This window comes from Streptomyces sp. NPDC058000, from assembly GCF_042886435.1.
Classification (GTDB): domain Bacteria; phylum Actinomycetota; class Actinomycetes; order Streptomycetales; family Streptomycetaceae; genus Streptomyces.
On the sequence record NZ_JBHVQS010000048.1, the window covers coordinates 40593 to 66455 of the forward strand.

At 69.2% G+C, this 25863-nt stretch carries 22 protein-coding genes and 1 pseudogene; 2 read left to right on the forward strand and 21 right to left on the reverse strand.

Features of this window, described 5'->3' with window-relative positions:
* Nucleotides 1–43: 43 nt before the first annotated feature.
* The gene (gene eccB, locus ACFVT2_RS32520; RefSeq protein ID WP_390023754.1) at nt 44–1600 is read right to left on the reverse strand and encodes a type VII secretion protein EccB; all 1557 of its coding nucleotides are present in this window, start codon (nt 1598–1600) and stop codon (nt 44–46) included.
* Between the two features lie 87 nt (nt 1601–1687).
* Nucleotides 1688–3163, reverse strand: a complete 1476-nt coding sequence (gene eccD / locus ACFVT2_RS32525) for a type VII secretion integral membrane protein EccD (protein ID WP_390023756.1) — start codon at nt 3161–3163, stop codon at nt 1688–1690.
* A gap of 287 nt (nt 3164–3450) precedes the next feature.
* On the opposite strand from eccD, the gene eccCa reads away from it, so the two are divergent.
* Nucleotides 3451–7401, forward strand: coding sequence for a type VII secretion protein EccCa (eccCa, locus tag ACFVT2_RS32530; RefSeq protein ID WP_390023758.1), 3951 nt, complete (start codon nt 3451–3453; stop codon nt 7399–7401).
* Nucleotides 7402–7682: 281 nt separating this feature from the next.
* Here eccCa and ACFVT2_RS32535 read toward each other — a convergent pair whose 3' ends face one another.
* The 18 genes and pseudogenes from ACFVT2_RS32535 to ACFVT2_RS32620 form a co-directional block, all read right to left on the reverse strand.
* Nucleotides 7683–8135: a hypothetical protein gene (locus tag ACFVT2_RS32535; protein ID WP_390023760.1), complete on the reverse strand. Its 453-nt coding sequence runs from the start codon at nt 8133–8135 to the stop codon at nt 7683–7685.
* A 134-nt stretch (nt 8136–8269) separates the two neighbouring features.
* Complete coding sequence (locus ACFVT2_RS32540) at nt 8270–8533, reverse strand: hypothetical protein (protein ID WP_390023762.1); 264 nt, start codon at nt 8531–8533, stop codon at nt 8270–8272.
* A 94-nt stretch (nt 8534–8627) separates the two neighbouring features.
* The gene (locus tag ACFVT2_RS32545; protein WP_390023764.1) at nt 8628–10448 is read right to left on the reverse strand and encodes a VWA domain-containing protein; all 1821 of its coding nucleotides are present in this window, start codon (nt 10446–10448) and stop codon (nt 8628–8630) included.
* 70 nt (nt 10449–10518) lie between these two features.
* Nucleotides 10519–11604, reverse strand: coding sequence for an AAA family ATPase (locus ACFVT2_RS32550; protein ID WP_390023766.1), 1086 nt, complete (start codon nt 11602–11604; stop codon nt 10519–10521).
* Nucleotides 11605–12604: 1000 nt separating this feature from the next.
* Nucleotides 12605–15388 (reverse strand): BTAD domain-containing putative transcriptional regulator, encoded by a 2784-nt coding sequence (locus ACFVT2_RS32555; protein WP_390023768.1) that lies wholly within the window; start codon nt 15386–15388, stop codon nt 12605–12607.
* Between the two features lie 42 nt (nt 15389–15430).
* Nucleotides 15431–15880 (reverse strand): pilus assembly protein TadG-related protein, encoded by a 450-nt coding sequence (locus ACFVT2_RS32560; protein ID WP_390023770.1) that lies wholly within the window; start codon nt 15878–15880, stop codon nt 15431–15433.
* Nucleotides 15877–16257, reverse strand: a complete 381-nt coding sequence (locus tag ACFVT2_RS32565; RefSeq protein ID WP_390023799.1) for a TadE/TadG family type IV pilus assembly protein — start codon at nt 16255–16257, stop codon at nt 15877–15879. Before ACFVT2_RS32565 ends, ACFVT2_RS32560 begins: the two co-directional genes overlap by 4 nt.
* Nucleotides 16258–16310: 53 nt before the next feature.
* The gene (locus ACFVT2_RS32570; protein ID WP_390023772.1) at nt 16311–16718 is read right to left on the reverse strand and encodes a TadE/TadG family type IV pilus assembly protein; all 408 of its coding nucleotides are present in this window, start codon (nt 16716–16718) and stop codon (nt 16311–16313) included.
* A 2-nt stretch (nt 16719–16720) separates the two neighbouring features.
* Entirely contained in the window at nt 16721–16915 is a 195-nt protein-coding gene (locus ACFVT2_RS32575; RefSeq protein ID WP_390023774.1) for a hypothetical protein, read from the reverse strand.
* 39 nt (nt 16916–16954) lie between these two features.
* Nucleotides 16955–17854 carry a type II secretion system F family protein gene (locus ACFVT2_RS32580; RefSeq protein ID WP_390023776.1) on the reverse strand — a complete coding sequence of 300 codons (900 nt, stop codon included), beginning with the start codon at nt 17852–17854 and terminating at the stop codon, nt 16955–16957.
* Nucleotides 17851–18765 carry a type II secretion system F family protein gene (locus tag ACFVT2_RS32585; protein ID WP_390023778.1) on the reverse strand — a complete coding sequence of 305 codons (915 nt, stop codon included), beginning with the start codon at nt 18763–18765 and terminating at the stop codon, nt 17851–17853. The genes ACFVT2_RS32580 and ACFVT2_RS32585 overlap by 4 nt, the downstream gene beginning before the upstream one ends.
* The gene (locus ACFVT2_RS32590; RefSeq protein ID WP_390023780.1) at nt 18762–20117 is read right to left on the reverse strand and encodes a CpaF family protein; all 1356 of its coding nucleotides are present in this window, start codon (nt 20115–20117) and stop codon (nt 18762–18764) included. The genes ACFVT2_RS32585 and ACFVT2_RS32590 overlap by 4 nt, the downstream gene beginning before the upstream one ends.
* Entirely contained in the window at nt 20102–20929 is an 828-nt protein-coding gene (locus ACFVT2_RS32595; RefSeq protein WP_390023782.1) for a hypothetical protein, read from the reverse strand. Before ACFVT2_RS32595 ends, ACFVT2_RS32590 begins: the two co-directional genes overlap by 16 nt.
* Complete coding sequence (locus ACFVT2_RS32600) at nt 20926–21084, reverse strand: hypothetical protein (RefSeq protein ID WP_390023801.1); 159 nt, start codon at nt 21082–21084, stop codon at nt 20926–20928. The genes ACFVT2_RS32595 and ACFVT2_RS32600 overlap by 4 nt, the downstream gene beginning before the upstream one ends.
* Nucleotides 21085–21318: 234 nt before the next feature.
* A pseudogene (locus ACFVT2_RS32605) lies at nt 21319–21459 on the reverse strand (SAF domain-containing protein); the annotation flags it as partial.
* 246 nt (nt 21460–21705) lie between these two features.
* Nucleotides 21706–22275: a hypothetical protein gene (locus tag ACFVT2_RS32610; protein WP_390023784.1), complete on the reverse strand. Its 570-nt coding sequence runs from the start codon at nt 22273–22275 to the stop codon at nt 21706–21708.
* Nucleotides 22276–22559: 284 nt separating this feature from the next.
* The gene (locus ACFVT2_RS32615; RefSeq protein ID WP_390023786.1) at nt 22560–23087 is read right to left on the reverse strand and encodes a hypothetical protein; all 528 of its coding nucleotides are present in this window, start codon (nt 23085–23087) and stop codon (nt 22560–22562) included.
* Between the two features lie 227 nt (nt 23088–23314).
* The gene (locus ACFVT2_RS32620) at nt 23315–23806 is read right to left on the reverse strand and encodes an ATP-binding protein (protein WP_390023788.1); all 492 of its coding nucleotides are present in this window, start codon (nt 23804–23806) and stop codon (nt 23315–23317) included.
* Nucleotides 23807–24377: 571 nt separating this feature from the next.
* Here ACFVT2_RS32620 and ACFVT2_RS32625 point away from each other — a divergent pair.
* Entirely contained in the window at nt 24378–24626 is a 249-nt protein-coding gene (locus ACFVT2_RS32625; RefSeq protein WP_390023790.1) for a hypothetical protein, read from the forward strand.
* Nucleotides 24627–24756: 130 nt separating this feature from the next.
* Here the strand turns inward: ACFVT2_RS32625 and ACFVT2_RS32630 are convergent, their stop codons facing one another.
* Complete coding sequence (locus tag ACFVT2_RS32630; protein WP_390023792.1) at nt 24757–25767, reverse strand: hypothetical protein; 1011 nt, start codon at nt 25765–25767, stop codon at nt 24757–24759.
* Between the last annotated feature and the right edge of the window lie 96 nt (nt 25768–25863).

Here is a 25863-nt window from a genome sequence, read left to right on the forward strand (position 1 = left end):
CCATGCGGCTCGTGTTCTCCTCCTCACTGCGTCTCCTCGTTCCTCAGGAGCCCTGGGGCTGGCGGGCAGCGTTCGCATCCAGCCGGGGCCCCATCGGCAGGAACTGCGACCAGTTCGTCGGCACCAGCACCGGTTTGATGTCCTTGTAACCGAGGAGGACCTGCGCCCGATTGGACTCCTGCGGGCGCTCGCCGGAGTGCTCCTCCTTGGCTGTGCCTGCGGTTCCGGCGCCGGCGCCGGTTTGTGTGGCGCTGCTGTCGTTGTTCGTCTGAACGCCGTAGCGCAGACCGGTGTCCGTGACGAGGAAGTGCGCCCCGGAGCCGGCGTCTCCTGGCTGGATCTGCTTGTAGAACAGGCCGGTTCCCGGGGTGACGTATGCGCTGGTACCGCCGTTGGCGATCTGCTGGGGAAAATCCGCTCCGGCCCAGGTACTCAGCTCCGTACTGCCGGTCTTCGACACCGCGCGCAGCACACTGCAGACCGTGCCCCGGCCGCCCTGCGCCGTGGCGGTGTTGACCTGCTCGGCGACTCCCTGCGGCCACTGCTTCTCGGCGAACAGCTGCTGCGCCTGCGGCGTGAAGGACTGCGCGTCCACCTCGGTGGGGCGGTTGTGCTGCTCCAGCGGGGCCGTCTGCCGGGAGAACAGGAGCAGCTTGGCCACGAATTCGGAGACGGGTACGACCTTGCCCTGGAGCACGACATAGTGCTGGATGCCTTCGCCGGTTGTCGCGCGCAGAACCATGCCGATGCGGTTTTCGCGTGCGCCGAGTCCCTTGACGTTGGCGGGTTGGGCGACCGTCCCGGGCAGGGTGGGGAAGGCGATCGGTGTGCCGTCGTGGAAGGTAGCGAGCCAGTCCTTGGTGACCTGCTGGGGCTGCCGGCTGCCCACCAGGGCGCGCAGCAGCAGTTCCGTGTCACTGCCGCCGTCGATGAGGTACTTGGCGCCCTTCGGGTCGATCAGGTAGCGGGCCCCGTCGGAATCCCCTGATCCCCTGGCCTCTTGGACGTAGAGGGTCTGACCGCCGTGCAGCCGACCCGGCCCCTCCACCTTGTCCGCGTCGCGGTCGGCGAAGAGGAAGGTGGCCTTCTGTACGGACTTGCCGTTGCCACCGGGTTGTTCGCAGACCGCCCAGCGCTTGCTCTTCGCCGCCTCGGCCGCCTCCGGAAGGCGGTCGGGGGCGTACGGGATACCCAGGGTCGGACCATGCGGGAGTTTCCCGGTGTCCAGCTCGCTCTCGTCGACCTTGAGGACGTCGAACCGGTCGGGTTTGAGGAGTAGTCGGGCGGAGGCCATGTTGAGGACGGGATGCAGCTGCTTCTTGCCGCCGGTCTCCAGCACCACGTACAAGGTGGCTGATTTGCTACCCAGGATGACGTGTCCGCCGGGGGTGTCCCAGCCCTTGGGGGCCTTGGGACGGAACATGCCCCAGGCGCCGCATCCGGCCAGGATCAGGGCGGCGATGACCAGGCCGGGAAGGACCGCGCGCAGCGGGCTCGGGGCGCCTTCGTCCGTACGGTCCGGGGACGGCTGCAAAAAGGCCGCCACTAGCCGTTTCTTGGCGAAGGTGTAGCCGTTGAGCTCGTCCCGCCGTGATGCCATGACGCTGCGCTTCCCCCTGTCTCCGCTGCGGCCCTTCCGCAGCCGTCCCGTTCTGCGTGCTCTCGGGGTTCGTGCCCCTCAGTCTTTTCAGCCGCTGGTCATGCTCCGCGCCTGGCTGTACAGGTCCAGGACCGCCAGGCACAACGGCATCAGAGACAGCAGCAGGAATCCGTCGGCGAGATCGAGCACCCGCCCCCAGAACGGCGTCAACCCCTTCTTCGGCACAGTCAGCGCGACCGTCGTCACCAGCGCCACCGCGCCGATGACCACAAGCGCCAGCCACAGCGTACGCAGGTCCAACGGGGTGCGGTCGCCCGTGAGGAAGTCGTTCAGCATCCCGGTGGGTGGGTTAAAGGCCACGCCCAGTACGAGGAGCGAAAGCTCGGTCAGGCCGGCGACGACCGCGCAGGCGACCTGAGCGGTGTAGCGGAAGAGCCGGGCGCGCAGCAGCGTCGCCAGGCCGGTGGCGAGGGCGAGGAGCTGTGCCCATGCGGAGTGGGTGAAGCCGAGCACGCCCGCTGCGCCGATGAGGACCGCGCAACAGCCGCCGAGCAGCCCGAGTAGCAGCTCGTGGCCGCGGCGGGCCTGGGCGGCGACGCGTTCCTCGTCGACGGGGTCCAGGCCGACAGGCTCCTCACCGCCCCTCAGTTCTGCCCCCGCTTCCCGCTCCTGGCTCAGGCTGCGCGGGGTGACGTATCCGACGGGGAGCCGGGCCAGGCGCGTGGCCAGCCCCGGAAGAAAGGCCATGAGGCCGATGACCGTGGGCGCGCAGACGGCTGCGGCCTGAGCAGCCGTCGCCTCGCTGATGATGGCGAGGAAGGCGGCGAGGGCGCCGACGGCCGCGGCGAACGTGGCAGCGATGAACGGCGCATCACCGGACGGCGACACCACGACCAGAGCGACGGAGACGACGAGCACGGCAACACAGCCCAGCAGGAACTGCAACCGCCCGGCCCCCTGACCGGCATCCGGACCGACGATCCCCGAACCCGCGCACAGCATCATCGGCAACACACCCAGGCCGAGTGCGACGGCGGACGGCTGGTCCCCGTAGACCCGGGCCCGGACCCCCGCGAAAGCGGCCAACAGCACTCCGGCCGTGCCGGCGATCACGCCCGGCAGGCTGTGCATGTCGTGCCGTACCGGGTCGGCGAACCACAGCACGAGGGCAAGGAGGGCGAGCAGCACCCCGACCCCGACCAGACCCGTCCCGCGCAGCAGGCCGTCGTTCCACAGACGGCGGTCGCGGGTGACGGCGGCGGCCACCGCATCGGAGACATCGTCGAAGACCGCCGGTGGGAGCGACTGAGAGAAGGTTCGCAAGTGCAGCATCTCGCCGTCGACGACGCGCTGGTCGGCGAGTGTGCGGACGCTGTCGAGCGCGCTGCCGTCGGCACGGAAAAGGTAGTAGCCGGTCGGCGCGCCCGGGGGCTGTCGCTGGCCGGTCAGGCGCAGGATCTCCGGATAGATGTCGGAGACCGGGATGTTCTCGGGCAGTGCCACGTCGATACGACTGTCGGGGGCGACCACCGCGACCCTGCGGAAGCCGGTCCCCGTACTCATGCTCACCGTGTTCAGCTCTGCCCCCTGCTCACCTGTTCATCCGGCCACTCGGTCAGGCGGCCGCCCGGTCTACTTGTTCATCGCCGCGGTAGCTCCGTACGCGGCCCATGCCGGGGCGCCATCGTGCCACCGCACCGTGGTAGCCACCGCAGCTTTGCGTCACCGCGCCGTGAGGCCCTTCCCCACTCGTCACATTAGTCGGCAGTAGGATCGCCTGACGCGGGGGGCGCCGTCGCCAGGGGGCGATCGGGACGGAACTTCCCTCCATGTCGAGGGATTGATGCTCGGTGAGCCAGATCGTTGTCAAGCGCCCACCGCGAGCGCTTCCGCCCGGCCCCGCCACGGACGAGCTGCACCTTCAGGCCCCGCCTGAGCTGCCGCGCGGCCAGCAGGAGGGCGTGCTGATGCAGCTCCTGCCGATGATCGGTATGGGCTCGTCGGTGGTCTTCTTCTTCATGCCGGGCATGCCTCCTTTCATGCGCATCATGGGCGCGCTGATGCTCGTCTCGACGATCGGCATGGTCATCGCCCAGATCGTCCGCTACCGCAGAGGCACCCAGGGCGAGATGGCGCAGAGCCGCCGGGACTACCTCAAGTACCTGGCGCAGACCCGCCGCCGGATCCGACGTACGGCCACCGCCCAGCGCAACGCCCAGCACTACCTCCACCCTGCCCCCGACCAGCTGTGGTCCATCGTTGCCGAGGGCAGCCGCGTGTGGGAGCGCCGCATCGGCGACGCCGACTTCGGACAGGCCCGCATCGGCCTGGGCACCCAGCAGCTGGCCACCCCGATCGTCGCCCCCGACACCGCCCCCGTCGACGAACTCGAACCCCTCACCGCCGGCATCATGCAGCGGTTCCTCGTCTCCCACGGTTCGCTGCACAACATGCCGATCGCGGTCTCCCTGCGCGCCTTCTACCACCTCACAGTCTCCGGCGACCCGGCCTGCGCCCAGGGCACGGCCCGCTCCCTGATCGGCCAACTCGTCGCCCTGCACTCCCCCGCCGACCTCCTCGTCGCCGTGGTGGTGGCACCCGGCGCCGTCGGGCGCTGGGAGTGGACGAAATGGCTGCCGCACGCCCAACTGCCCGGCTCGGCCGACGGCGCCGGCACCCGACGCCTGTTCACCGACGGCGTCACCGAACTCGAAACCCTCCTGGCCGGCCACCTCGCCGACCGCCCCCGCTTCAGCAGGGACGCCCCGCCCCTCCTCGACCAGCCCCATCTCGTCATCGTCCTGGACGGCGGCATGGTCCCCCCGGACTCCGCTCTTGCCGCCCCCGAGGGCCTCCAGGGCGTCACCGTCATCGAGATCGTCTCCGGCGAGCTCGATGAACCCCGCGGCGGCCTGTCGGTAACGTCCCACCCCACCCGCCTACGTCTGGAATCCGCCGTCTCCGCCTACGACGGCACCCCCGACCTGCTCTCCCTGGAACGCGCCGACACCCTCGCCCGACAGCTCGCGCCCCTGTACGTGGACGGCACGGACGAGGACGAACCCCTCCTGGCCAACCTGGACTTCACCGACCTCCTCGACCTCGGCGACCCCGCCCAGGTCGACGCCGTCGGCACCTGGCGCCCCCGCTCTCAGGCCGAACGCCTGCGCGTCCCGATCGGCATCGACGAATCCGGCCAACCCGTCATGCTCGACCTCAAGGAGGCCGCCCAGAACGGTATGGGTCCGCACGGCCTGTGCGTCGGCGCCACCGGCTCCGGCAAGTCCGAGCTCCTGCGCACCCTCGTCCTGGGCCTCTCGGTCACCCACTCCTCCGAAACCCTCAACTTCATCCTCGCCGACTTCAAGGGCGGCGCCACCTTCGCCGGCATGTCCGCCCTCCCGCACGTCGCCGCCGTCATCACCAACCTCGCCGACGACCTTTCCCTCGTCGACCGCATGGGCGACTCCATCCGCGGCGAACTCCAGCGCCGCCAGGAGCTGCTGCGCCAGGCCGGCAACTTCGCAGGCATCCACGACTACGAAAAGGCCCGGGCCGCCGGCCACCCCCTCGACCCGCTGCCGTCCCTCGTCCTGGTCATCGACGAGTTCAGCGAACTGCTCACCGCCAAGCCCGACTTCATCGAGATGTTCATCCAGATCGGCCGTATCGGCCGGTCCCTCGGCGTCCACCTCCTCCTCGCCTCCCAGCGCCTGGAGGAGGGCCGGCTGCGCGGCCTGGACACCTACCTCTCCTACCGCATCGGCCTGCGCACCTTCTCCGCCGCCGAATCCCGCGTCGCCCTCGGCGTCCCCGACGCCTACCACCTCCCCGCCGTCCCCGGCTCCGGCTACCTCAAGACCGGCACGGACGAGATGACCCGCTTCAAAGCCGCGTACGTCTCGGGCCCCTACCGCTCAGCCAACAGCCACACGGACCACGGCGCACTCCCCATCCAGCAGCGCGCCGCCCTCTTCACCGCCACGCCCGTCCCCGTCACCAGCACCACCCCGGCTGCGCAGCCCCTCCCCGAAGCCGCCGCACAGCCCGACGACGCCTTGGCCGACACCGTCTTGGACGTCATCGTCCGCCGCCTGGACGGCCAGGGACCGCCCGCCCACCGGGTCTGGCTCCCGCCCCTGGACACCGCCCCCACCCTCGACCAACTCCTCCCGGCCCTGACCACCACCCCGGACCGCGGCCTGCACGCCGCCGACTACCCCTCCGCCGGTCGCCTCACCGTCCCCTTCGGCCTGGTCGACAAGCCCTTCGAGCAGCGCCGCGACTTCCTCCACCACGACTTCTCCGGCGCCACCGGCCACCTCCTCGTTGTCGGCGGCCCCCAGTCCGGCAAATCCACGCTCCTGCGCACCCTCATCGGTGCCTTCGCCCTCACCCACACCCCCCGCGAAGTCCAGTTCTACGGACTCGACTTCGGCGGCGGGGCGCTGAGCTCCATCTCCGGCCTCCCGCACGTCGGCTCCATCGCCTCGCGCCTGGACCCCGAACGCATCCGCCGCGCCGTCGCCGAGGTCGCCGGCATCCTGGCCCGCCGCGAGGAGTACTTCCGCGCGCATGGCATCGACACCATCGCCACGTACCGCCGACGCCGCGCCGAAGGCGACCTCCCCGACCAGCCGTGGGGCGACGTCTTCCTCGTCATCGACGGCTGGGGCCCCTTCAAGGACGAATACGAACTGCTGGAGCCGGTCGTCACCGACCTCGCCTCCCGCGGCCTCGGCTTCGGCATCCACGTCATCCTCACCGCCTCGCGCCACCTCGAAGTCCGCGCCGCCCTCAAGGACCAGATCCTGGGCCGCCTGGAACTACGCCTGACCGACCCCATGGACTCCGAGTTCGACCGCAAGACCGCCGCCAACGTCCCACCCGGCGTCCCCGGCCGCGGCCAAACCCCCAACAAACTCCACTTCATGACCGCCCTTCCCCATACGGGAAAGCCGGGCGCCACCGCAGAACTCGCCGACTCCACCGCCGACTTCGTCCGTACAGTCGCGGAAAGCTGGTCCGGCCCCTCCGCCCCCGCCGTCCGTCTCCTCCCCCTCACTGTCCCCGCCGCCCACCTCCCCAAGGGCTCGGACTTCCCCCACCGCGGCATCGCCCTGGGCCTCGACGAAACCAACCTCGAACCCGTCTACGCCGACTTCGAAACCGACCCCTTCCTCCTGGTCATCGGCGAAAGCGAATCCGGCAAGACCGCCGCCCTCCGCCACATCGCCCACAAAATCGCCGAACGCTACACCTCCGACGAAGCCAAAATCGTCGTCGGCGACTACCGCCGCACCCTCCTCGACGCCATCCCCGCCACCCACCTCCTCGAATACGCCCCCACCGACGACGCCCTCGACATCCACATGAACGCCCTCGCCGGCCTCATGGAACGCCGGCGACCGACCTCCGACGTCACCCCCCAACAACTCCGCGACCGCAGCTGGTGGACCGGCCCCCGCTTCTTCGTCCTCATCGACGACTACGACCTCGTCGCCACCAGCACCAACAACCCCCTGGCCGCACTGACCGACAAACTCCCCTACGCCCGCGACACCGGCATCCACTTCATCCTCACCCGCACCACCGCCGGCATCTCCCGAGCCCTCTACGAACCCGTCCTCCAACGGCTCACCGAACTCGGCGCCCAGGCCCTCATCCTCTCCGGCGACCCCAACGAGGGCGACGTCCTCGCCAACGTCCGCCCCCGCCCCATGCCGCCAGGCCGCGCCCACTACATCACCCGCAAACGCGGCACATCCCTGGTCCAACTGGGCTGGCAACCCGACCAGTAGCCCTCCCAGCCCCCCCGGATGGGCTCCACCCATCACCCGCGGCAGCGGCCCCGCATCATCCAAATGGGCTGGTACGCGCCAACCGGGCCAACGAGACTGGCCGGCATTGACGCCCTGTTGGTGAGGGCGTGCCGTTCGACCAGGCGTCATGCCCGGTCGTCGTCGCAAGCGCGCCGACCAGCCAGAAGCCGACTACCGTAATGAGCCGGTCCACGCCGGTGGCGAGAGCGTTCCGGCGGCGCGCTCGCTGTTGTTGTGACGCCGATCCCGGCCAGAGCGGGTCAGCGCCGGCCTCCGCAGCCCGCGTGGCCGCAGCCACCGCAAAATTCCCCGCTGTTGCACGCACATGAGCACAGTCCTGTCGTGCGACGCCGCGCTGGAAGCCGATCTGGTGCCGGCATCGGGGCGATGTGGCGGGCGGCGGTTTCCAGGAGACGGAGGCGCTCGGGCAGCGGGAGGCGGTCGAGTTCCCTCAGCCGATCGGCCAGGTCCTCATCGAAGGGCCGGGCCACGTGCTGGGGTGTGGCCAGGTTCAGTAGGCAGGAGACGGCCTCGTCGACGACGCCGCCCAGTGAAGGCGGGCGGTCGCCGAGTAGGTCGCGGTCGTACAGCTCAACGACGAGATGGGCAAGTAGTGCATGCATCGGTGGGGCAACCTCATCGTGGTGCGCGGCGAGGCGGCCGCGTGTCTCGGTGAGCAGACGGTGAGTGGCGTGGCGGTGGTGCGGCTCCATTGCTCTCTCCTTCGATAGCGACGAGTTGCGTATCCGGGCCACCTGCCGTGGGGCTCTGGCACGCGTGCCCCACGGCAGGTCCAGTGCTGGGGCGGGGCTCGGAGGGCGGGTCCCGCAAGGTCAACTGCGGGCGGTCACGCCTCGGTGTGGCGCATGACGGCCTGGTAGCTCTCCAGGACGGCAATGAGCTGGTTCATCGGTTGGGCGAAGCGTGCGGTGTGGAGGTCGGTGGTGTGGCCGGCGTTGGCGGTCAAGGAGTCGGTGGGCGTTTGGCCCGAGGGCCAGGCGCGGGTTTCATCCCCCGGGGCATGCCGGGGAGTGCCGTCTGTGCGGGTCGGGGTGGAGAGGGTGTGGGGCCGAGCGGTGGTGCCATGGATGTGGCTGGTGAAGTCGGGCATGGCAGTTGGATCCTTCCTGTTGATCAGGTTCGGGGCGGAAGTGGTGGTTGGGGTTCTGGTGCCGCCCCGGGGTGGGTCCGGGGCGGCACGGGGATTAGAGATGGGTGGTCGCCAGGGCTGTGGCGGCGGCTTTGCCGATGGCGGGGATGGCCTGAGCGGGGTCGGTTAGTTCCAGCACGGTGGCGCCGGGGAGAGGGCGAGGGTCGGGGGCGAAGGCGAGCCACAGGACTGCGCACCCGGTCTTCCGTAGGGCGGTGATACGGGCAGTGGCGCGGGCGGCTTCGTCGGGGCCGTAGTAGCCGTCTGAGGCGATTACCAGCAGGCGGCCCGCCCCGGGGCGGTCGAGGTCGAGTCCGGCAGTGAGGGCGTCGGTGGCTTCGGCGAGGCTGTGTCCCCCTCCCTTGGCGTTGAACTGGGTGACGCGGGTGGGGGTGCGTCCGGGGGTGGTGATGACGGTGACGGAGCGGTCGTAGGCGACGGTGGCGCTGCGGGAGTCGGGGTCGGTCAAGGCGGTGGCTTTGGCGAGGATCCAGGCGGCCGAGGTGATGGGTGCGGTGGCGGCGCGCATCGATCCGGAGACGTCCACGGCGATTCCGACGCGCAGGGGTGGGATGGGGGTGGGGCGGTGGATGGTGCGGGTCCAGGGCGTTGCGGTGGGGGTGGCTCCTGCGGCGCGTTGGGCGTCGCGGGCCAGGGCTTGGCGCATGTTGAGGCGGCCTGGCGGGGCGGCAGAGGCTGTGACTGTCGTGGTGCGTTCCCGGTAGGCGGCGGCTCGCAGTGCCCTGGCCAGCTGTCCGGCGGCTGCCTTCTCGACTGCTTCCGGTGGTCGGGTGCCGGTCACGGGCGAGCGATGGCGGCCTTTGCCGGGTTCGCCGGGGGTGAAGGGGTGCCCGTTGGAGGCGAAGACCTTCTCGGCGGTCTTCGCTGCCTGCCGTGCGCGCGTGGCTTGGTCGGCTTTGGCTTGGGCGCGGGCTGTCCGGGCGGCGGCGACCTTGGCCTCGGCTGCGGCCTGGGCGGCCTCGTTCGCCTGGACCTGGCTGATCACCTGGCCGATGGCTTCGGCCAGTTCTCCCTTCCGCCCGGTGGACGGGTCCGGAGCTGGTGCCGGTGAGGCGGTTTCGGCACCGAGCGCCTGGCACCAGGCGCGGGCGTGTTCCCTCATGGACCGGCCGTCCTCGTCAGCGGTGGTGTGGGCGGCCGTCCAGATGTCGGCGAGGGTCTGGAGTAGGTGGCAGCCGAGGGCGCTGGTGAGAGTGTTCTCCAGGGTTTGGGTTTCGTCCGGGTCGAGGATTCCGGCGTCTCGGCGGGCGAGGAGCAGTCCGGCCGCGAGGGCTGCCTGCCACCGGTCGGTCGGGGCGGTGGCGGTGAAGTCGTTCAGGACCAGTGTGCGGACGGCGGCGCGGAGGTAGCGGCGGTCGCCGGGGCGGCGGCGTAGGTGGGCGTGCTCGGCGCGGGATTCCTCCAGGATTTGTCCTGCTACGTCGAGGGCGGTGCCGCGCAACTGGGGCGGGGTGTCCCAGCGGCTGTGGGCGGCGTGTGCAGCTTCGTGGACGAAGGCTCCCCAGGCGGCGGGGTAGTGGTCTTCGTCGCCGGGCCGGGCGGGGCGGATGGTGGCGGGGTGCAGGGGGGCGAAGAGGGCCGTGTCGATCTCCAGTCGGGCGGTGGCGGGGTAGAAAGCGGCGGGGGCGCCGGAGCGGGTGCCGTTTTCGCAGGTGACGAGGACGTCCTCGCGCCCGGTCAGTTCGGGCAGGCGGGCGCTGAGGGCTGCGGCGATGCGCAGCCAGTGGGCGTGCTGTGCGCTGGGGCGGGGTTCGGCGAGGTTGCCGCCGTCGTCCTCCCAGCGGGCAGTGGCCCATTCGGCCTTGGATAGGGCGGGCGGAGCCGGTGGGAGGTGGTTGTGCAACTGGGTAGCCATGGCTGGGGTTTCCTTGGATGAGGTGGGTGTGCGGTGTGGTGCGCGGCCGGTGGGCCGGGCCCGAGCGGGGTCAGAGTTGGCGGCCCAGGGCGAGGGCGGTGATCGGGCGGCCGAGGGCTTTGGTGACGATCTCAGCGACCACGTCGCGGTCTTCCAGGGGTGCGATGCCGACCAGGTTTGCGAAGGCAGCCTCGGTCCCGAGAACGTCGGCGATCTTCTGGAAGGCGATCAATTCGCGTAGCTGCGGTGCCCAGCCGACTTCGCCCGCCTGCTGACCGGTGGCTAGGTGGCGGGCCACGCGCACCGCCGTTCGGTTGATCTTCAAGGAGGCGGCCAGGTCGTAGTCCGAACCAACCTGGATCTGCATGCTGAACCGGGAGGCGAGGGCCTCGGTGAGTACCGCACCGTGCACGCCGGGGTTGTGCCCGGCGATCACGTAGAAGCCGTCGGCGGCGGTGATGGTCTCGCCTTTGTGCGCCTTGACCTGGATCTGGCGCCGCCCGTCCATCGCCGGATAGAGCGCGGCCAGAACTTTCGGGGAGATCAGGGTTGCGTCGTCCAGAAGGAGGGCGCGTCCCTCCTGCATCGCGGTGACCAGCGGCCCGTAGATGAACTCGTAGCCGCCGCTGGCGTCCTGGGTGTATTCGCCGATGAGGTCGCCGACGGTGGTGTCCCCGTCCCCGGCTACCGTGATCAGGTCTGGGAAGGCTGCCTCGATCAGAGAGGTCTTGCCCGTCCCTGGCGGTCCATACAGCAATACCGGCACACTGGCCTCGCGCAGTCTGCGCAGTGCTTCGACGTCAGGGAGTTGTGCCAGGGCCCTGGGGTGGTACTGCTGCCCGTTCGGTCGGGTGATGGGCTGCGGCTTCCCGCCCGGCGGTGGAGTAGCGGTCGCAGGCTGGGGAGTTGGCCGTGGTCCGGGCACCGGAGCAGGCTGACTGGGCCGGTCCGCACTGGTCGGGGTCACCTGCGCTGCGGCGGAGGTCGCGGACGTGGCACGGTACATACGCGGGTTGGAGCCCACCCGCTCCGCCTCGCCCCGGCATACGAGGGTGTCGCAGGCGTTGCCGACCGCGCCTCCCGAATGTCCCAGCATCTTCGCCAGCTCGGTGACGCTGAACATCGAACCGGCATGATCTGCCAGGATCTTGGCCACCCTGGACCGCAACTCACCAGGGCGTGCCTTCGACGGAGCGGCCAAGGATGCAGGGGCGGCGGAGGCAGATTGCGGCTGTGGCGGGAGCGGCGTGGTCATAGGTGACTCCGTTCTTGGGCGCCGAAGGCGGTGGGTGGGCTACTTGTCGGCGGGCGGCACTTGGCGCGGCACACGGGGCTGCCGGGGTGGGAGGGGTAGGGGCTCGGCGGGGCGTCTGGGCCGGGGGATGCGGGGGATTGCAGGGGTGTTGTCGTCCCAGGCATGGCACATGGGTCTCTCCGTCTTCGAGGCGTAGTGGGGGCGGTGTTCGGCGGCGTTCAGGCGGCGGTGTGCCGGAATTGTTTTTGGCCGCACTTCACCCCTGCGCGGATATCCTCCGCGAGAGAATTAGCGGGATTTTTCCATTCCCATCCCCTGGGAACAATTCAAATATAGCTCGACCCGCATTCCAGCTGAAGCCGGATTCGGCTTGATAATGCTGGACTTCTCGCGAGTTCACGACGGGAATTCAGGAGAATTTCAAAATGCGCGACGCAAGGCGTCGTGGTTCGTGGAATCAACGACCGTTTGCCAGGTGCCTGCATATGTCGGCCCCCGGCGCGGCCCCCGGCGCGGCGGCACCCTCGGCTACGCCCGGGCGCCGCTGCGCCTCGTAGGCATGCGGAGCTGAGCAGTGACAGGCAGGTCTGTAGAAGAGTGACCAGAGGGAGGCGGTGAGGTACAGAAGACTGCACGGCCGGATGCCGGCAACGCTCAGGGTTCACGGACGGCCGGGGCCCGTCACAAGTAGATCGGGATGCATTGCTGCACCGATATACAGTCGCCCTCGCCCACGGGTGGCTCGCCGGGCACTTGACCTGCGGTTACGGGCCCAGTGGGGGTGTCGTATCCAAGCGCGTACACGGAAGCGAGGGTGGAGACGACGCCCGGATCGACGGGGGAATCGCCAAGGCGCCTTTCGGGCTCGATGTGCGGCTCGCAGGGGCGTTGAGCTGCGCTTTCACCCCATTCGGCGCGTGGGGGTCCGCGGTGCGATGAGAGCTTGGGTGGATGGGTCGGGTTCGAGGCCGAGGTCGGCGAGGTGGCGTTCGAGGCGGGTGTAGGTGTGGCGGGCGGCGTCGTGGCGGCCGGCAGCTTGGTATAGCCGGATGGCGTGTTGGGTCAGCCGCTCGTGGTCGGGGTGGAGCGCTCCGAGGTGTTCCAAGAGCGTCAGGATGGTGTCCCGCTGCTGCGGGGCGGCGGTGGCGTGTTCGGCTTGGTGGGCAAGGCGGAGAGCGACGTCGGTGGCCTGCGTGGTGAGGTGTTCCCGAATCGCGTCAGCCCACAGATAGTCAGCACCTTGCGCGAAGGGACCCCGGTAGTGGACCAGAGCCTCTCGTGCAGCAGGCAGGGCGTCATACGCCGAATCTTTCGTTCGAGAGAATTCTTTCTTGACGGTTCTGGTGAAATCGTCGAGATCGGTTTCTACGAGTTCCGGGTGGAGTTTATGGAGTTCCCCTTGGCGTAGGATGAATTCCTGTGCGGTGATCCCCGTTGCGGCACGCAGGGCACGCCGTACGGCGCGACGAAGGTTTTTCAGGGCGTTGGGTGCGTTGTCGGGTTCCAGGTGGAGTTTGTCGGCGATGTCGGTGGCGAGGAGTCCGGTGGGGTGGGTGGCGAGCAGGGCGAGGAATTCGTGGACCTCGGACCTGAGGTTGGTGCCGATGGGGTCTTCGTGGCCGCGGACGTACAACGTGACGGGGCCGAGGACGTGGAGGCGAACGGGCTTGGTCTGTTGCGGACGGGAGGCGGTGGTGGCGTGCGGGCCGGCAGGGGCCGGTTCGCCCTCTGGCTCGTCGGCGGAAGGCGATGGCGGCTGGCTGTCTCGTGATGGTGGGCGTTGGTCGGGGAGGATGCGCAGGTGGGGGCGCTGGCCGTGGGCGCCGAGGAGGACTTCGGTCATGTCGCGGCCAGCGTCGGGTGTGAGGTGGAACAGCTCCAGGTGACTGGGGTGTTGGGGGTGTGCGTCGGGTCGGGTGGTGGTGCCGTCGGCGGCGATGTTCCAGTGCTCGGCGCCAGGCAGTGGGGTGTCGAGGGTGAGCACGATCAGGACGCCGGGTCGGCTGCGGGCGGCCAGGGACTGGACCTGTCCGAGGTGGGCGGCGTCCGGTGTAGCCAGCAGGATCAGGGCGCCGGGTTCGGTCTCGTGGGCACTGCCCGCTGTTGCTGGGCCGGTTGTCGGCGTTTCGCGGTCGTGCTGTGCACGGGCGTGGATGACCAGGTGTTGTTCGGCCATGCGGACCGCTTGTGCGGTGTCGGTGGTCTGGGTCAAGGCGGTGAACTGCGGTGGCAGTCCGGGCAGTAGGCGGTCGGCGGTGTCTTCGGTGACGACGGCTTTGAGGTGGGGAGGACCAGGGCGTTGGCGTTCGGCGGCGGTGAGCACGCCGGTCAGCAGGGCGCGGGCGGCACCCTCGGCTCCAGGGCCGGTCCAGGTGCAGCCGCCGGTGGCGGCCAGGACATCGACGGGCACCTCGGTGTTGTCGCTTACCCCGATGGTCACCATGTCTGCGCTGCGGGGTTGTTGGGGTGAGGTGCGGCGGGTGATCAGGGCTTCGGGGTCGTGGGAGCGGCGGGGTTGTGCAGCGGCATGCGCGGCTTGAGCGGCCTTGTCGACGAGCGGGCTCAAAGCGGGGACCTGCGCTTCCGGCTCGCGCAGGCGACGCTGGTACACGTACCAGTAGCGGCGCGCGGCCAGGAGACCTGCCGCCATCGTGATCCCGATCAGGCTCGCCTCCCCGAACCCGATCGTGGCCGGTCCCGACGCGGCCTCCGTTTCCGCCTTGCGGTCCGCGGCACCGTCGTCCTGTCGTGGTGTGGAGAGGGCGTTCCGGCCGGTGATCTGCTGGTCGTTGACAGGTCTGTGGGCGGGGGCCGACCGTGGCGAAGTGGGCGAGACGGACGGGGGCTCTGCTACGGAATCCAGCGGAGGGCCGTCGGGAGCGGGGGTAGTTGCCGACGAAGCGGGGTGGCGGTCGCTGACGGGGATGGTCAGTTGCCAGCCGGGCTTGAGCAGGTCAGGGTCGTGGAGGCGGACGCCGTCGCTTTGTACTCGGTCCTTGTTGAGGGCGTAGATCCGTGGCCACTTGAGCGCGTCGCCGAGGTGCGCGTCGGCGATGTCCCACAGCGTGTCGCCTTCCATCACCGTGTACTCGATGTGTCGCACCGTTTTGACATTGGCATGAGGCTCGGCAGCCTCAGTACGGGACGTCGCTGCCATGCTTGCGGAACTGGGGGCGGCTTGCTGCGCCACCGCGGGGTCGAGGGGGGCTGTCGCGGCGATCCGGTGCGGGGCCTCGTTCGCGAAAGAGAGCTGCTGCGCGTCAGCAGCCGCGGGGCGCCAGAGGCTGAGCAGGGCGACGACGAGGCTGCCGATGCAGAGCGCACCCAGCGAGCCCTTGAGGGACAGGGTAGCGACGTGGTCGTGGTGGGCGCGGCGGTCCTGCAGCAGTTGCGGGAGGTGGGCTGTATACCAGCAGATCTCGCGGACCACGGTATAGGCGAAGGCGGCCCAACAGGCCCAGCCCACCACCGCCAGCAGCTCGATGACCAGCGGATCGCTGATCGGCTGCGCGAGCCGTTCGCCCAGCTCGCGCCAGGAATGGATGCTGTCGGGCCACGGGACGCCGGTGGCCTGCCACAGCACGTAGGGCATTCCGCCCAGCAGGCCAAGCGTGACGGTGAGAGTGCCCAGGGCCATAACGGCCGCAGTCAGGCGCTCGCGTAGTGCGGCATGGTGAGTGCTCATGGCGGCCGGTTCGCTCTCCGCGGCAGAAGTGATGAACAGTCTTTACGGGCTGGTGCGTTCGGCGTGCGAGGTCGCGGTCGCGTGCAGTGTGAGGGAGTTCAGGCCGACCAGCTGCACGATCTGCGTGCGGTAGCGATGGGTGACCTGGACGGTGACGGCGTTCCCCCTGACCGACGCGCTGCCACTGTCCCCGGCAGAGACGACATAGGCATGGGCGGCGCGCGCAGCCTCGGCACGTAAGAGGCGGACCTCATGGCGATCACGCAGCCGGCCGGCGTCGAGCTGCTGAGCGCCGCTGCGTGCGGCTTCCTGCGCCACGTCCAGCGCTCGGGCTTTGCCGGCCAGGGCCAGGCCCCCGTCGACGACGATCCCGGCGAAGAGCCACAGCGCAGCCATGACACCGATGACGAACGCCGTGGCCTGCCCTCGGTCGTCTCCGTGAGTGATCCTGGCCCGGACGTTGGTCAGGTGGGCTCGGAGTCGTGGTGTCACGAGGTACCCCGGTGGGAGTCGACGACGGAGAAGGCGGTGCCGTCCAGGTGTACGTGGCCAGGCATGCCGGTGTGGGTGAGGCCTGCGAGGGCAGCCGTGCAGGAGACCTTCGCCGAAACGCTGGCACCCGGTGTGAGCCCGTCAGTGGTGACGTGGACGCTCGGGCTGGTGCAGGCGGCGCCTGCTTTCTTGAGCGCCACGGTTGCGGCGCCGACGGCCTGCGTATGGGCGGCGTGTTCGGTCCGGGCCAGGGAAGCGGCACGGGCGGCCTGGTGGGCGGCGTCCTCCACGATGAGGCGTGCATCGGCCAGTCGTCCCAATGCCACCACGACGAGCAGCACCAGCACCAGCAGCGGAGTGATCAGCACCAGTTCCACCGAGGCCGAACCGCAGTCGGGGCCAGCGGCACGAACATCGCGAGAGGGGGACGTCATGACCGGGCTCCGGTGGGGGTGGTGAGGCGTTCGGTGGGACCGGAGACGGTGCCGGAGGCGTGGAGGTAGAGGCCGGGCACGACGGCCATCACCGTTCCGCGGACCCGCACGGTGGTCTGCGTCGCGGTGCGCGCGACGGTCACCGAAGGCGCGGTCAGAATCCGGCCGCCCAGCGCCGCGAGGCTGCGACCGGCCTGGGCCCGGCCGTCAGCAGCCGTACCGGCTTTCGTACGGGCAGCGGCAAGGGCCCGCTGGGCGGCGAACTGCGCGATGTGCCGAGCGTGCCAGACCAGCGCGAACTGCACCACCAACATGGCAAGGAGCAGCAGCACAGGCACGACCAAAACCAGCTGGGTCGTGGCCGTCCCGCGGTCGTCACGCAGCCTGCGATGGATGGTGGTCACGTCTACCCCAAGTCGATTGCCTTGGCCTTGGCCGTGACCTTGGCGACGATGATGCCCACCACGCTCAGCCCCAGGAGGACGAGCAGGGCGGTGATCAGAACGGTCTCGGTGGTGTAACCGGCATCCCCACGGGCATGCCGGCGCACCGCGGCCAGATGGGCTCGCAGCAGCCGGGCCAGGGTCTTGATGTCGAACATGACAGGTCTCTCTCTTGGATCTCGTACGGTTCGGGGCTGTCAGGTCGCGGATAGCACGTGGGCGAGGGCCGGGTAGCCGATCAGCAGCAGGAAGGCGGCGAACAGCCCCACCACAGGCAGCGACATCCGCTCAGTGGCCGCCTGCGCCGCCCCGTCGGCCTCCGAGGCACGGCGCCGCCTCATCGCCCGCGCTTTCGCGCCCAGCGACCCACGGATCTTGGCGCCCTCGCTACCTGCGAGGCTCAGGGTGGAGGCGAGTTCCACCAAGTCGCTGACGCCGAGCTGGCTGCCGAGTTCTCCCAGATGGGTCCACGGGCTGGTGCGGGTGAGCTGCGCTACGTGCAGGGGGTGCCGCAAGGTGCCTGCCGCCCAGCCCTGCGGCGCGGCAATCGCCTGGGTCAGGGCTTGTTGAACGCCGGCGCCGCCGGCCAGGGCGATCACAGTCAGGTCCAGGACGAGGCTGAGGGTGTGCCGCATCTCGCGTCGTCGGCACTCCGCCCGTCTGCGCAGATCGAGGTCGGGGACGAAGAACAGCGCTGCCGCCAGGGCCAGGGATCCGGCCAGCGGTACCCACCACCCCGGCGCGACATCCGCGCCCAAACGCAGCAACAGGACCACGGCCCACGGAGCGATGAGCCCGGTCATCGCACAGGCCGCCTTGCCCGCCAGATGCTGTTCCTCATCCGTGCCGCACACAGCCAGATCCGCACGCAACGACCTCGTAGGGAAACCGAGCGCACGCACCAGCGGCACGGCGCGCCGCCCCAACCGGGTCGCCCACTCCATCTCCGCCAATTCCCGTGTCGGTGAAGAGGCTGGCTGCACAGACATGTTGAGTGCAGTCAGGACATCGGCAAGGGCGGGCCTGGGAGGACGCAGCCCGTAGACGAGGGCGGCCGCTCCGCCGCCGAAAAGTGCCCCGAGCACCATGACGATCACGATTCGCCTCCCTGTGCAAACCCCGTCCCGGCGACGGCAGGGGGGATCAGGCGGACCGGCTCGTCGATCCGGCCGATCGCGGAGAGGTACGTGAAGCTGGCGGCGAACAAGCCACCCACCGCCGCGAGGATGACCTGCCCGGTCCAGGTGTTGAAGGGGTCGAGGTAGGGGCGGTTGAAGACCACCATGCCCACTGCCATCCCCAACGTGACGATCACGGTGACGCGTACTCCGGTCCGTACGCTGGCGCGGCCGGCGTCGATGCGCTGCCGCATGGCCACCTGTTCCCGCACCGACTCCGCCAGCTCACCCAGCAACGGCGCCAACTGCCCTGCCTGCTGCTCCGCCGCCATGACCAGCGCCGCGACCACCACGTCCGCCAGTGGGTCATCCACGTCCGTGGCGAATCCCCGTAGCGCGACGGGCAGGGAGCGCCCCGACCGCACGGTCGTAGCCAGCTTCCGCATCTCAGGCTCAAGGGCGGCCGGCGCAATGTCGGACGTCGCCAGCACCGCCTGCTCCAGGCCAGCCGCTGCGGAGAGGGTGTCGCGCAGCATCTCCGTCCACGCCGCCAGTGCCTCCATACGCTCCGTCCGCCGGGCCGTCGCCCGGTCCGGGCCGAGCAGACCGGGCAGCGTCAGCGCGCCGACCGTGGTCAGCACCGACGCTACGGGCCAACCCGTCAGGGCGCCCACGACCACACCGACCGTCACTGCGATCGTGAAGCGGCGTGTGGTCCAGTCCGCGGGCAGCCGCTCGATCAGTCGACGCCGCCTGAGCCCCGGCTGTTCCTCCCGCGCCGTCCTTCGTACGGCGCCGTAGCCGATCGCCACGAGCCCCAGTCCGCACACCGTGCCGCAGGCCACTGCCACCGCCGTGACCGTGCCGGTTCCCCAGTTGATTGTGGTCATCTGGCCGCTCCCCACCACTGGGCCTCGGTGATCCGGGGCTCCAGTCCCACCGCGACCAAGTCGTTGAGGGTCTCCGTACGCAGCGGAGTTGCGGGAACGGCCCGCCCGTCCGGCCCGGGGCGGTAGACCTCGTTGGAGACGATCTGTGCTCCGTCCGCGTCGATTACCTCCCGCACCGAGTCGATCACCCGGCGCCCCGACGTGTCCCATCCCAGGTGGACGACGAAGTGGACCGCGGAGGCGACCATCAGGTTCGTCGCCTCCAACGACAGCCGCTCCGGGGCCTGAGCTGCGTACGAGGCGAGTTTGGTGAAGACCCCGCGCGAGGTCGAGGCGTGGATGGTGGACAGTGAGCCGTCGTTGCCCTGCGACATGGCGTTGCACATCGGGATGACCTCGGCACCGCGGATCTCGCCGACAATGACCCGGTCCGGCGACATCCGCAGTCCCCAACGCACCAGCTCGGCCTGGTCGATACCACCCTGACCCTCGATGTTCGGCTCCCGGGCCTGCATAGCCACCGCATTCGGATGCGTCGCCGGATCCGCGTCCAGACCGAGCTCGAAGGTGTCCTCGATCGTCACCAGTCGCTCCTCGGGCGGAATCTCGTGCGCGAAGGCCCGCAGCACCGTGGTCTTGCCGACGTTGGTCCCACCACCGATCACGATGTTCTTGCGTGCCCGCACCAGCGCGGTCAGGAAAGCCGCCAGCTGTTGGTCACACACCCCGAGTCGCACCAGCTCGGCCATCGACGCCGCCGGGAAGCGATGACGGCGGATCGTCAGCGACACCCGCCCGGTGACCGCCATCACGGCGAAGAGACGAGAGCCATCGGGGAGTTGCAGATTCAGCCGGGGCATTCCCCGGTCGAAGCGTCGCTCCTCGTCGCCCGTACTGGCCGCGAGAGTGCGCACGAGTTCCACCAGCTCGGCATCCGAGGCCGCCACGGGACTCTCGCGTCGCCACGTCCCGGATGCGTCCTTGACCCACACCACATCGCAGCCGTTGACGCAGATGTTCTCCACCGTCGCGTCCGCCAGCAGCCGCTCCAGGCGTCCCGTCCCGAACAGCGCATCCGTGACCGCCTGGACGACCCTTACCTCGACGGACGCATCGACAACCTGGCTGCCGTAGGAAAGGGCCAGGCGCCGCTGGGCGCCGAGCTCCTCGGCCAGCAGACGGTCCACGGTGGTCCGGCGTGCCGCCTCATTCTCCGCCGGCAGCCCCGCTGCCTCACGCTCACCGGCATACTCCGCCAGTCGAGCCGCCACCCGCTGCCGCACCAGCAGCGCCAACTCCTGCTCGCCCTGTGCCGGGATCACACCCGGTGGCGGCATCAGCCTCTCGCCCACGAGGGACTCCCCTCATCACGCACAGCAGCCGCAGGACTCCGACGCCGCTGCCCGTCCGCCGGGGTCTCCGGTTCAGCCTCTTGCGGTCCACTCAACTGCCGGGCCAGAAGCTGGGCAGCAGCCATCAGCGGCCGTACCCGGAAGCCCGTCGTACGCAGAGCCCCCCGGCGCGGTCGGGTCATCGCGGCTACGGCTTTGGCATCCCACGGCAGGAAGACCACCTTCTCGATGCCGAGCGCTCCTGCGACCTCATCCGCCGGATACGGGCACGGCCCGACAACCGCCAACATCAACCGCCCTGCGAACGCCTCGGCCTCCAGGCCGTACGCAGACACGTGCGTCAGCGGCTCCGCACCGCCCCGCGCCACCACGACCACCTGATCAGCGACCCGCAGCAGGGGCACGGTGTCCTCGCCGAGCCGCCCGACGTCCAGCAGCACGGTTCCCTGATCGCCGTCCTCCCCCAGCAGTAGGCGCTGGCCGCCTTCGGCGGCCAGGAGCTTCACAGCCTCGGTGCACGGCCGGCGGCCCGGCACCGCAGCCACTGCCCGTACTCCGAAGGGCAGTTCACTCACCGCGCCCAGCAGGGAACCCGGATGCGGTTTCCCGACCGCGGCCGCCACATCCAGCAACGAGGGCGCAGGCGGCAGCCCGAAGCGCATCATCAGGTCACCACCGGACCCGTCAGCCTCCACCATCACCGGCCGGACCCCACCGTCCACCTCACGCGGCCAGGCGACGCCCAACGCCAGCGCCGTCGTCGTCACCCCCGGCGCACCCGAGACCGACCCGACCGTCACCAGACGCCTCACGGGGCCTCACGCCCCTCGGCCGGCAGCACCACCACACGCGGATTCTCCAACTGCGCCGCCCACCGCGCGGCTCCGGTCTCCACCAGCACCGTGACCACACGAGGCCCGGCCGCCGACTCCGGTGCCCGCACCCCCGTCACCGTTCCTGTCACCACCGACGGCACCTTCTCCTCCGCATCACCCGCCACAGTTCCTGTACTCGCCGGCCCGGGAAGCACTGCAACACGTTCCCCAAGCGAGAGGTCCGGCGGCGAGCCACCCGGCTCGACCGCGAACGCCACTTGCGAAGACCCCTTCGGAGGGAACCCGGCACGCGCTCCGACCTGCCCCGGCGCCAACAGCGCCCCGGCTGCCAGTGGCACCCGCGCCCGCCGCCCCAACACCGCGCCCCGCTGCGCCACCGGCACTACACCCGCCTCTGCTGCCACCTCCACCACCCGCAGGTCACCCGGCTCCAGCACCTGCCCTACTGACACGTCACGGGCTACCGCCAACACCCGGTCCCGCTCACCCGCCACCTTTACGACCATCGTGAAGCCAACCGCCGAGACCACCACCGCCCCCACCCCGGCCCACACCCAGCCCAGCCGACGCCGCCGACCACCCGTCACCACCGGCTTCCGCTCCGGCCCCGCGCGACGCGCCCCCGGCACACCAACCGCAGCCCCCTTCGGGGCTGAAGAAGACAAGGAGGTACCCACATTTCACCCCGCAGTAAGAACGTCCACTTCAACCGAGCGGCGCACCAGCACCGCACCGTTCGACCACTCCAGCCGTCAGCTCGTCACGACGGCCTGCACCTCATCGACCACCAGTCGCCGCTCAGCCGACATCGCCAGCCCCGGCACCACCCCGGATCTCCCACCTCCCTCCCACTCCACATCCCAGACCACTCGCACAGACACCCGAAACGCCTTCCCCACCTCGGACGTCGACGCCCGCCGGTAGGTGTAACCGCAGTCCGGCGACGACGCGTTAGGCTCAAGCCGGGCCGAGTACGGTGTCCCCGGCCCCCGACACACCACCGTGCCGCCCTCACCCATCGACCACACCGCCCGCCGCGGCTTGGCCGTCGCCGTCACTGCCACCCCATCCGCCGCCGCCGATGTCGTGACGGGACCCCACGTCCCACGCTCCACCCACATCCACGTCGGCACATTGACCACCTGCGCAAAATCCTCACTCGGACTCGTACGGATCACCGGTCTCGGCAACTTCAGCCGCTCTACTGCCCGCTGGACCACAGCCTTGACCGGCACGTGCTGCTCCGCGTCCGACTTCGGATTGTGCGGCTCTTCGCCATCAGAACGCGGAAAGATCCCCTTACCTGCGTTGGCCAGGCCCATCGTGGCCAAGGCGGGCCCCCAGTCACCCGTCTCGATGGCTGGCGGGGCCTTCGTGCCCCCATGACTCGAATTCGCATGCGCCGCTTGCGCTGTGGGACCGTTATCGCTCGGACGGTCCGACTGTTTCGACACGCTGCCAGCAGCCACCTCGCACTGACCCGGGGTGCACGTAACTCCTGCGTATCGCAAATGGGAGTCATCCGCCCAGGCCAGCACAGCGGCCGCAACGGAGAGGACCGCCAGGGCGCTCATGACCACGCCCCCTGCGGCGACAAATCCAGGCATCAGCAGGATCCAGATTCGTGCATATAAAGGTCTGAAACCTTCCAAAGCTCCTCACTGCGCCGAACGGTTGCGTCGGCCCGGAAATGACTCCCCGGCACGTTGTTCTTCAACTCACCGTTCAGCTTGTACTCCAGCCAATTCCGGGCGTCCACGCAGTCCTGCAACATGACCTCTCGGCTTGTCGCCCTGATGATCTTAGGGTTTACCCTTGGCACCCCTTTACTGACGACCTTGCCTTCTTTTCCTTTCCTCAAGCCGTATTTCATCAACTCAAGAGCGCCGCCGGTTGCGTGATCTCCCAGCGTCGGGAACGCCGCATCGGACGTTTCCGACGCCTTCGTCAGATCGCGCCACATGGCCCGATAGGCCGCGAGGGCTGCCGTGTGCTCCGCATCAGGCGCACGAGACGCCGTCGCTTCAGCCGTCCTCTCCGGCAATGGCTTGGTTCCAGGCTTTTCCCCAGCACACCCACCCACCAGGACCAGAGCCGTCGAAACCATGCAGGCCCCGCAAAGCCGCAACGCCACTCGGCCACCACTCAACACAATCCCCCACCTTCCGTCACCGACAGCCCCCAAATAACCACTCTCTGTGATCAATTGCAAACTGGAGTTACCCGGTGTTGCGTAGTTCAACCGCAACGAGTGAGGCCCATCCGACGCCCTGCGCCTCTCACGGAGTCTCGCGTCGATGCGCCCTGGAAACGACACGCAGGCTGTCGCCCGGTCTGGCAGCAGCCTGCGGTCGCCAGCCCCTAGCCGTCTGCTTGACCACTGGGGATGAGCATCCAGGCGACCTTCATCCCTTCGCGCGTGCGCGCCATGAAGCCCCAGCGTCCACTGGTGAGTTGATGCACGATGTGAAGGCCCCTGCCCCGTTCCGACAAGACCTCCAACAAAGCATCCAACCCACCCCCACGCATTTCCGGTCCGGGGGCGAATGGCATCCCTGCTGGCATGACGGGGATCCGAGGGATGCGAGGATCTCGATCCACCACCTCACAGACCATTCCGGCCGTGACCCGACGCAACCTCATCTCATACGGACCCGGTGCATGCTCAAGGGCATTGGCGACGAGCTCCGAGATGGCCAGCACGGCGTCTTCGACCTCCTCTCCGCCATAGCCGAGTTGGTCCAAGGCGCAGCGCAGGGCGGTTCGGGCGCGCGACACTACATGCGGGGTGTCTCCGGTCCAGCGCCAGAGCACGCGGACGACGTTGGATTTGCGGTGCAGCGGCGGGGTCATCGTCGTCCCCCTCGCGCGGCGTGGCGTCCTCGGGCGACGCGACGGTGGCGGCCTCGCCCCGGGCGCACGCACATGCTTGCTTCGTCGAGCGCAGCGGAGCCTGCGTGGGTGAACAACAACGTCAGAGATGCGGCGATGAACAGAACAGGAGTCATGCTGAGGACCTCCACGGCGATCGCGACTGCAACACGACCACCGAACCTCGGCGCTCATGAAGAGCGGAAGCCGCTAATCAAGAGGTCTTTGTCGTGTTGTCGAGACGGGCCGCGATTCGGCTAATAGCCGCCGAAGAGAGTGCTCGCGGTCACCGAAAGCGGCTCAACAGCGCTCTGACAAAGTGACGGTATCGTTCCTGTCATGTGGATCTGCAGTCTTCACACCGCAGGCTGATCTCCGAGTACATCCGAGACGGGAAAGCCGCTCTTCTCGTTCTTTTGGCATGCGAAGAAAAGCGAAGACTTCAGCCAGCCTTGCCGCACTTGCCGTGTTGGTGATTGCTCCGCCGGCGGGAGCTACAGGCTCCGCTACCCGACTGGGGAACCGACTCACCGTCTACGGGAGTGGCTTGCACGTGGACAGCGTGACCAGCTCCCGGACACCCCACCGGATCCATGCCCAGGCGCTCCTGACCCTCTGGGAGAACGGGAAGTGGAAGCAGAACATCCGGGGTTGGACGTCGGCCGACACCACTGGCGACACCGACCACACAAGCTGGAGCATCAACCAGAACTTCCCGGACGGCTCGCGGCTGTGCACTGAGTGGAAAGACCTTTCAGGGCGCGTCTTGCCCGGGATGGCCTGCCTGATCATTCACAGGTAGACGCAATATCGACGGGGCCCAGCATCGCTGGGCCCCGTCCCCTGCGGTTGCCACCAGTTGAGTGACACGCCTGCGGACGGCTCAGGGCCGTCGACGGTGTCTGTGCGGCCGGAGCAGGGGATGCTTACGCCTACGCACCCAGGGCGTCGATCATGTGATCGTCGAGGTCCGCAACCCAGTCCTCCCGGCGCCACGGCCGCAGCTCGCGTCGGCCATGGCGGAGCCGCATTGTCGCCACTCGTCCACCAGTCGCTGACGTGGCGTTGACGCACTCGTGCAACAGTGCGGCCGCCGACTGCGGGTCACCAAGGCTCAGTCGGGCCAGTGCCTGGTCAGACCTGACGATGGCTCGCTGGACCTGCTCGCGCGGCCGGGTGAGCGCCGCTGCGGACCGGGCGAACTCATCGTGCGCGGCAGCTGCGTCGCCGACGTGCAACGACGTCACGCCCTCGAAGCCTCGCAGGTGTGCGGCTGTGAAGGAGGACGTCGACGGATCGTCGGCATGGTCGCCGTCGAGGTCGTACCAGGCCAGGGCGAGAGCCGCCCGCGCCTGCCGTGCAGCGTGTTCTCCTCCCGCCCGCGCCGTGATCTCTGCCTGCACCGCATGAGCACGGGCTCGGACGATGATGCTGCCGCCGGCGCGAGCATCGCGTACCGCGGCGTCGACGAGCTGCCGAGCGGGTTCCAGGCCAGGCGTCGAATAGAGAGTGACCAGAGCGTGGCTCATGTGCACCATTGCGCGCCGCCACGGCGTCCCGGTCTTCCCGGCTGCTTCGGTGGCGGCGGTGTACAAGCTGTGCGAAGCGGAGTCATCGCGTGTTTCGAAGGCGAGTCGGCCGGCCAGCGTGTACGCCTGTGCGGCGACGGTCCGCAGACCCGGCAACAGTGACGCGGAAACGTCGTCGGCGAGCAGCAGCAGCCGGCACGACTCGACAACGGGCGCGAGGAGGAGCTGTAGCCGTACGAACGGCAGGCTGCCGACTTCGCGATTCACATCACTGACCCCGGTCTTCATGACATCGAGCAGTGCCTCGTCCACCCGCCGCGGATCCGCGAGCGCCGTGGCCAAAGTGGTGCGCGCCTGCGGGCCGAGCAAAGCAAGCAGGTCCAGACTCTTACTGTCGTCTGTCGAGGTGCGCACCACTAGGCAGTGTCTGATGGCTCTTGCTCGGGGCGGTGGATCTAATGCCGTTGCGGGCAGGAGTCCGTCATGGTGCGTCGGCATGAACTGACGAAC

What these genes read in the sequence shown, in the direction of transcription:
- eccB (WP_390023754.1), bottom strand. Translation starts at nt 1,600, where the DNA reads ATGGCATCACGGCGGGACGAGCTCAACGGCTACACCTTCGCCAAGAAA.
- eccD (WP_390023756.1), bottom strand. Translation starts at nt 3,163, where the DNA reads ATGAGTACGGGGACCGGCTTCCGCAGGGTCGCGGTGGTCGCCCCCGAC.
- ACFVT2_RS32535 (WP_390023760.1), bottom strand. Translation starts at nt 8,135, where the DNA reads ATGGAGCCGCACCACCGCCACGCCACTCACCGTCTGCTCACCGAGACA.
- ACFVT2_RS32540 (WP_390023762.1), bottom strand. Translation starts at nt 8,533, where the DNA reads ATGCCCGACTTCACCAGCCACATCCATGGCACCACCGCTCGGCCCCAC.
- ACFVT2_RS32545 (WP_390023764.1), bottom strand. Translation starts at nt 10,448, where the DNA reads ATGGCTACCCAGTTGCACAACCACCTCCCACCGGCTCCGCCCGCCCTA.
- ACFVT2_RS32555 (WP_390023768.1), bottom strand. Translation starts at nt 15,388, where the DNA reads ATGAGCACTCACCATGCCGCACTACGCGAGCGCCTGACTGCGGCCGTT.
- ACFVT2_RS32575 (WP_390023774.1), bottom strand. Translation starts at nt 16,915, where the DNA reads ATGTTCGACATCAAGACCCTGGCCCGGCTGCTGCGAGCCCATCTGGCC.
- ACFVT2_RS32585 (WP_390023778.1), bottom strand. Translation starts at nt 18,765, where the DNA reads ATGACCACAATCAACTGGGGAACCGGCACGGTCACGGCGGTGGCAGTG.
- ACFVT2_RS32610 (WP_390023784.1), bottom strand. Translation starts at nt 22,275, where the DNA reads ATGGGCCTGGCCAACGCAGGTAAGGGGATCTTTCCGCGTTCTGATGGC.
- ACFVT2_RS32620 (WP_390023788.1), bottom strand. Translation starts at nt 23,806, where the DNA reads ATGACCCCGCCGCTGCACCGCAAATCCAACGTCGTCCGCGTGCTCTGG.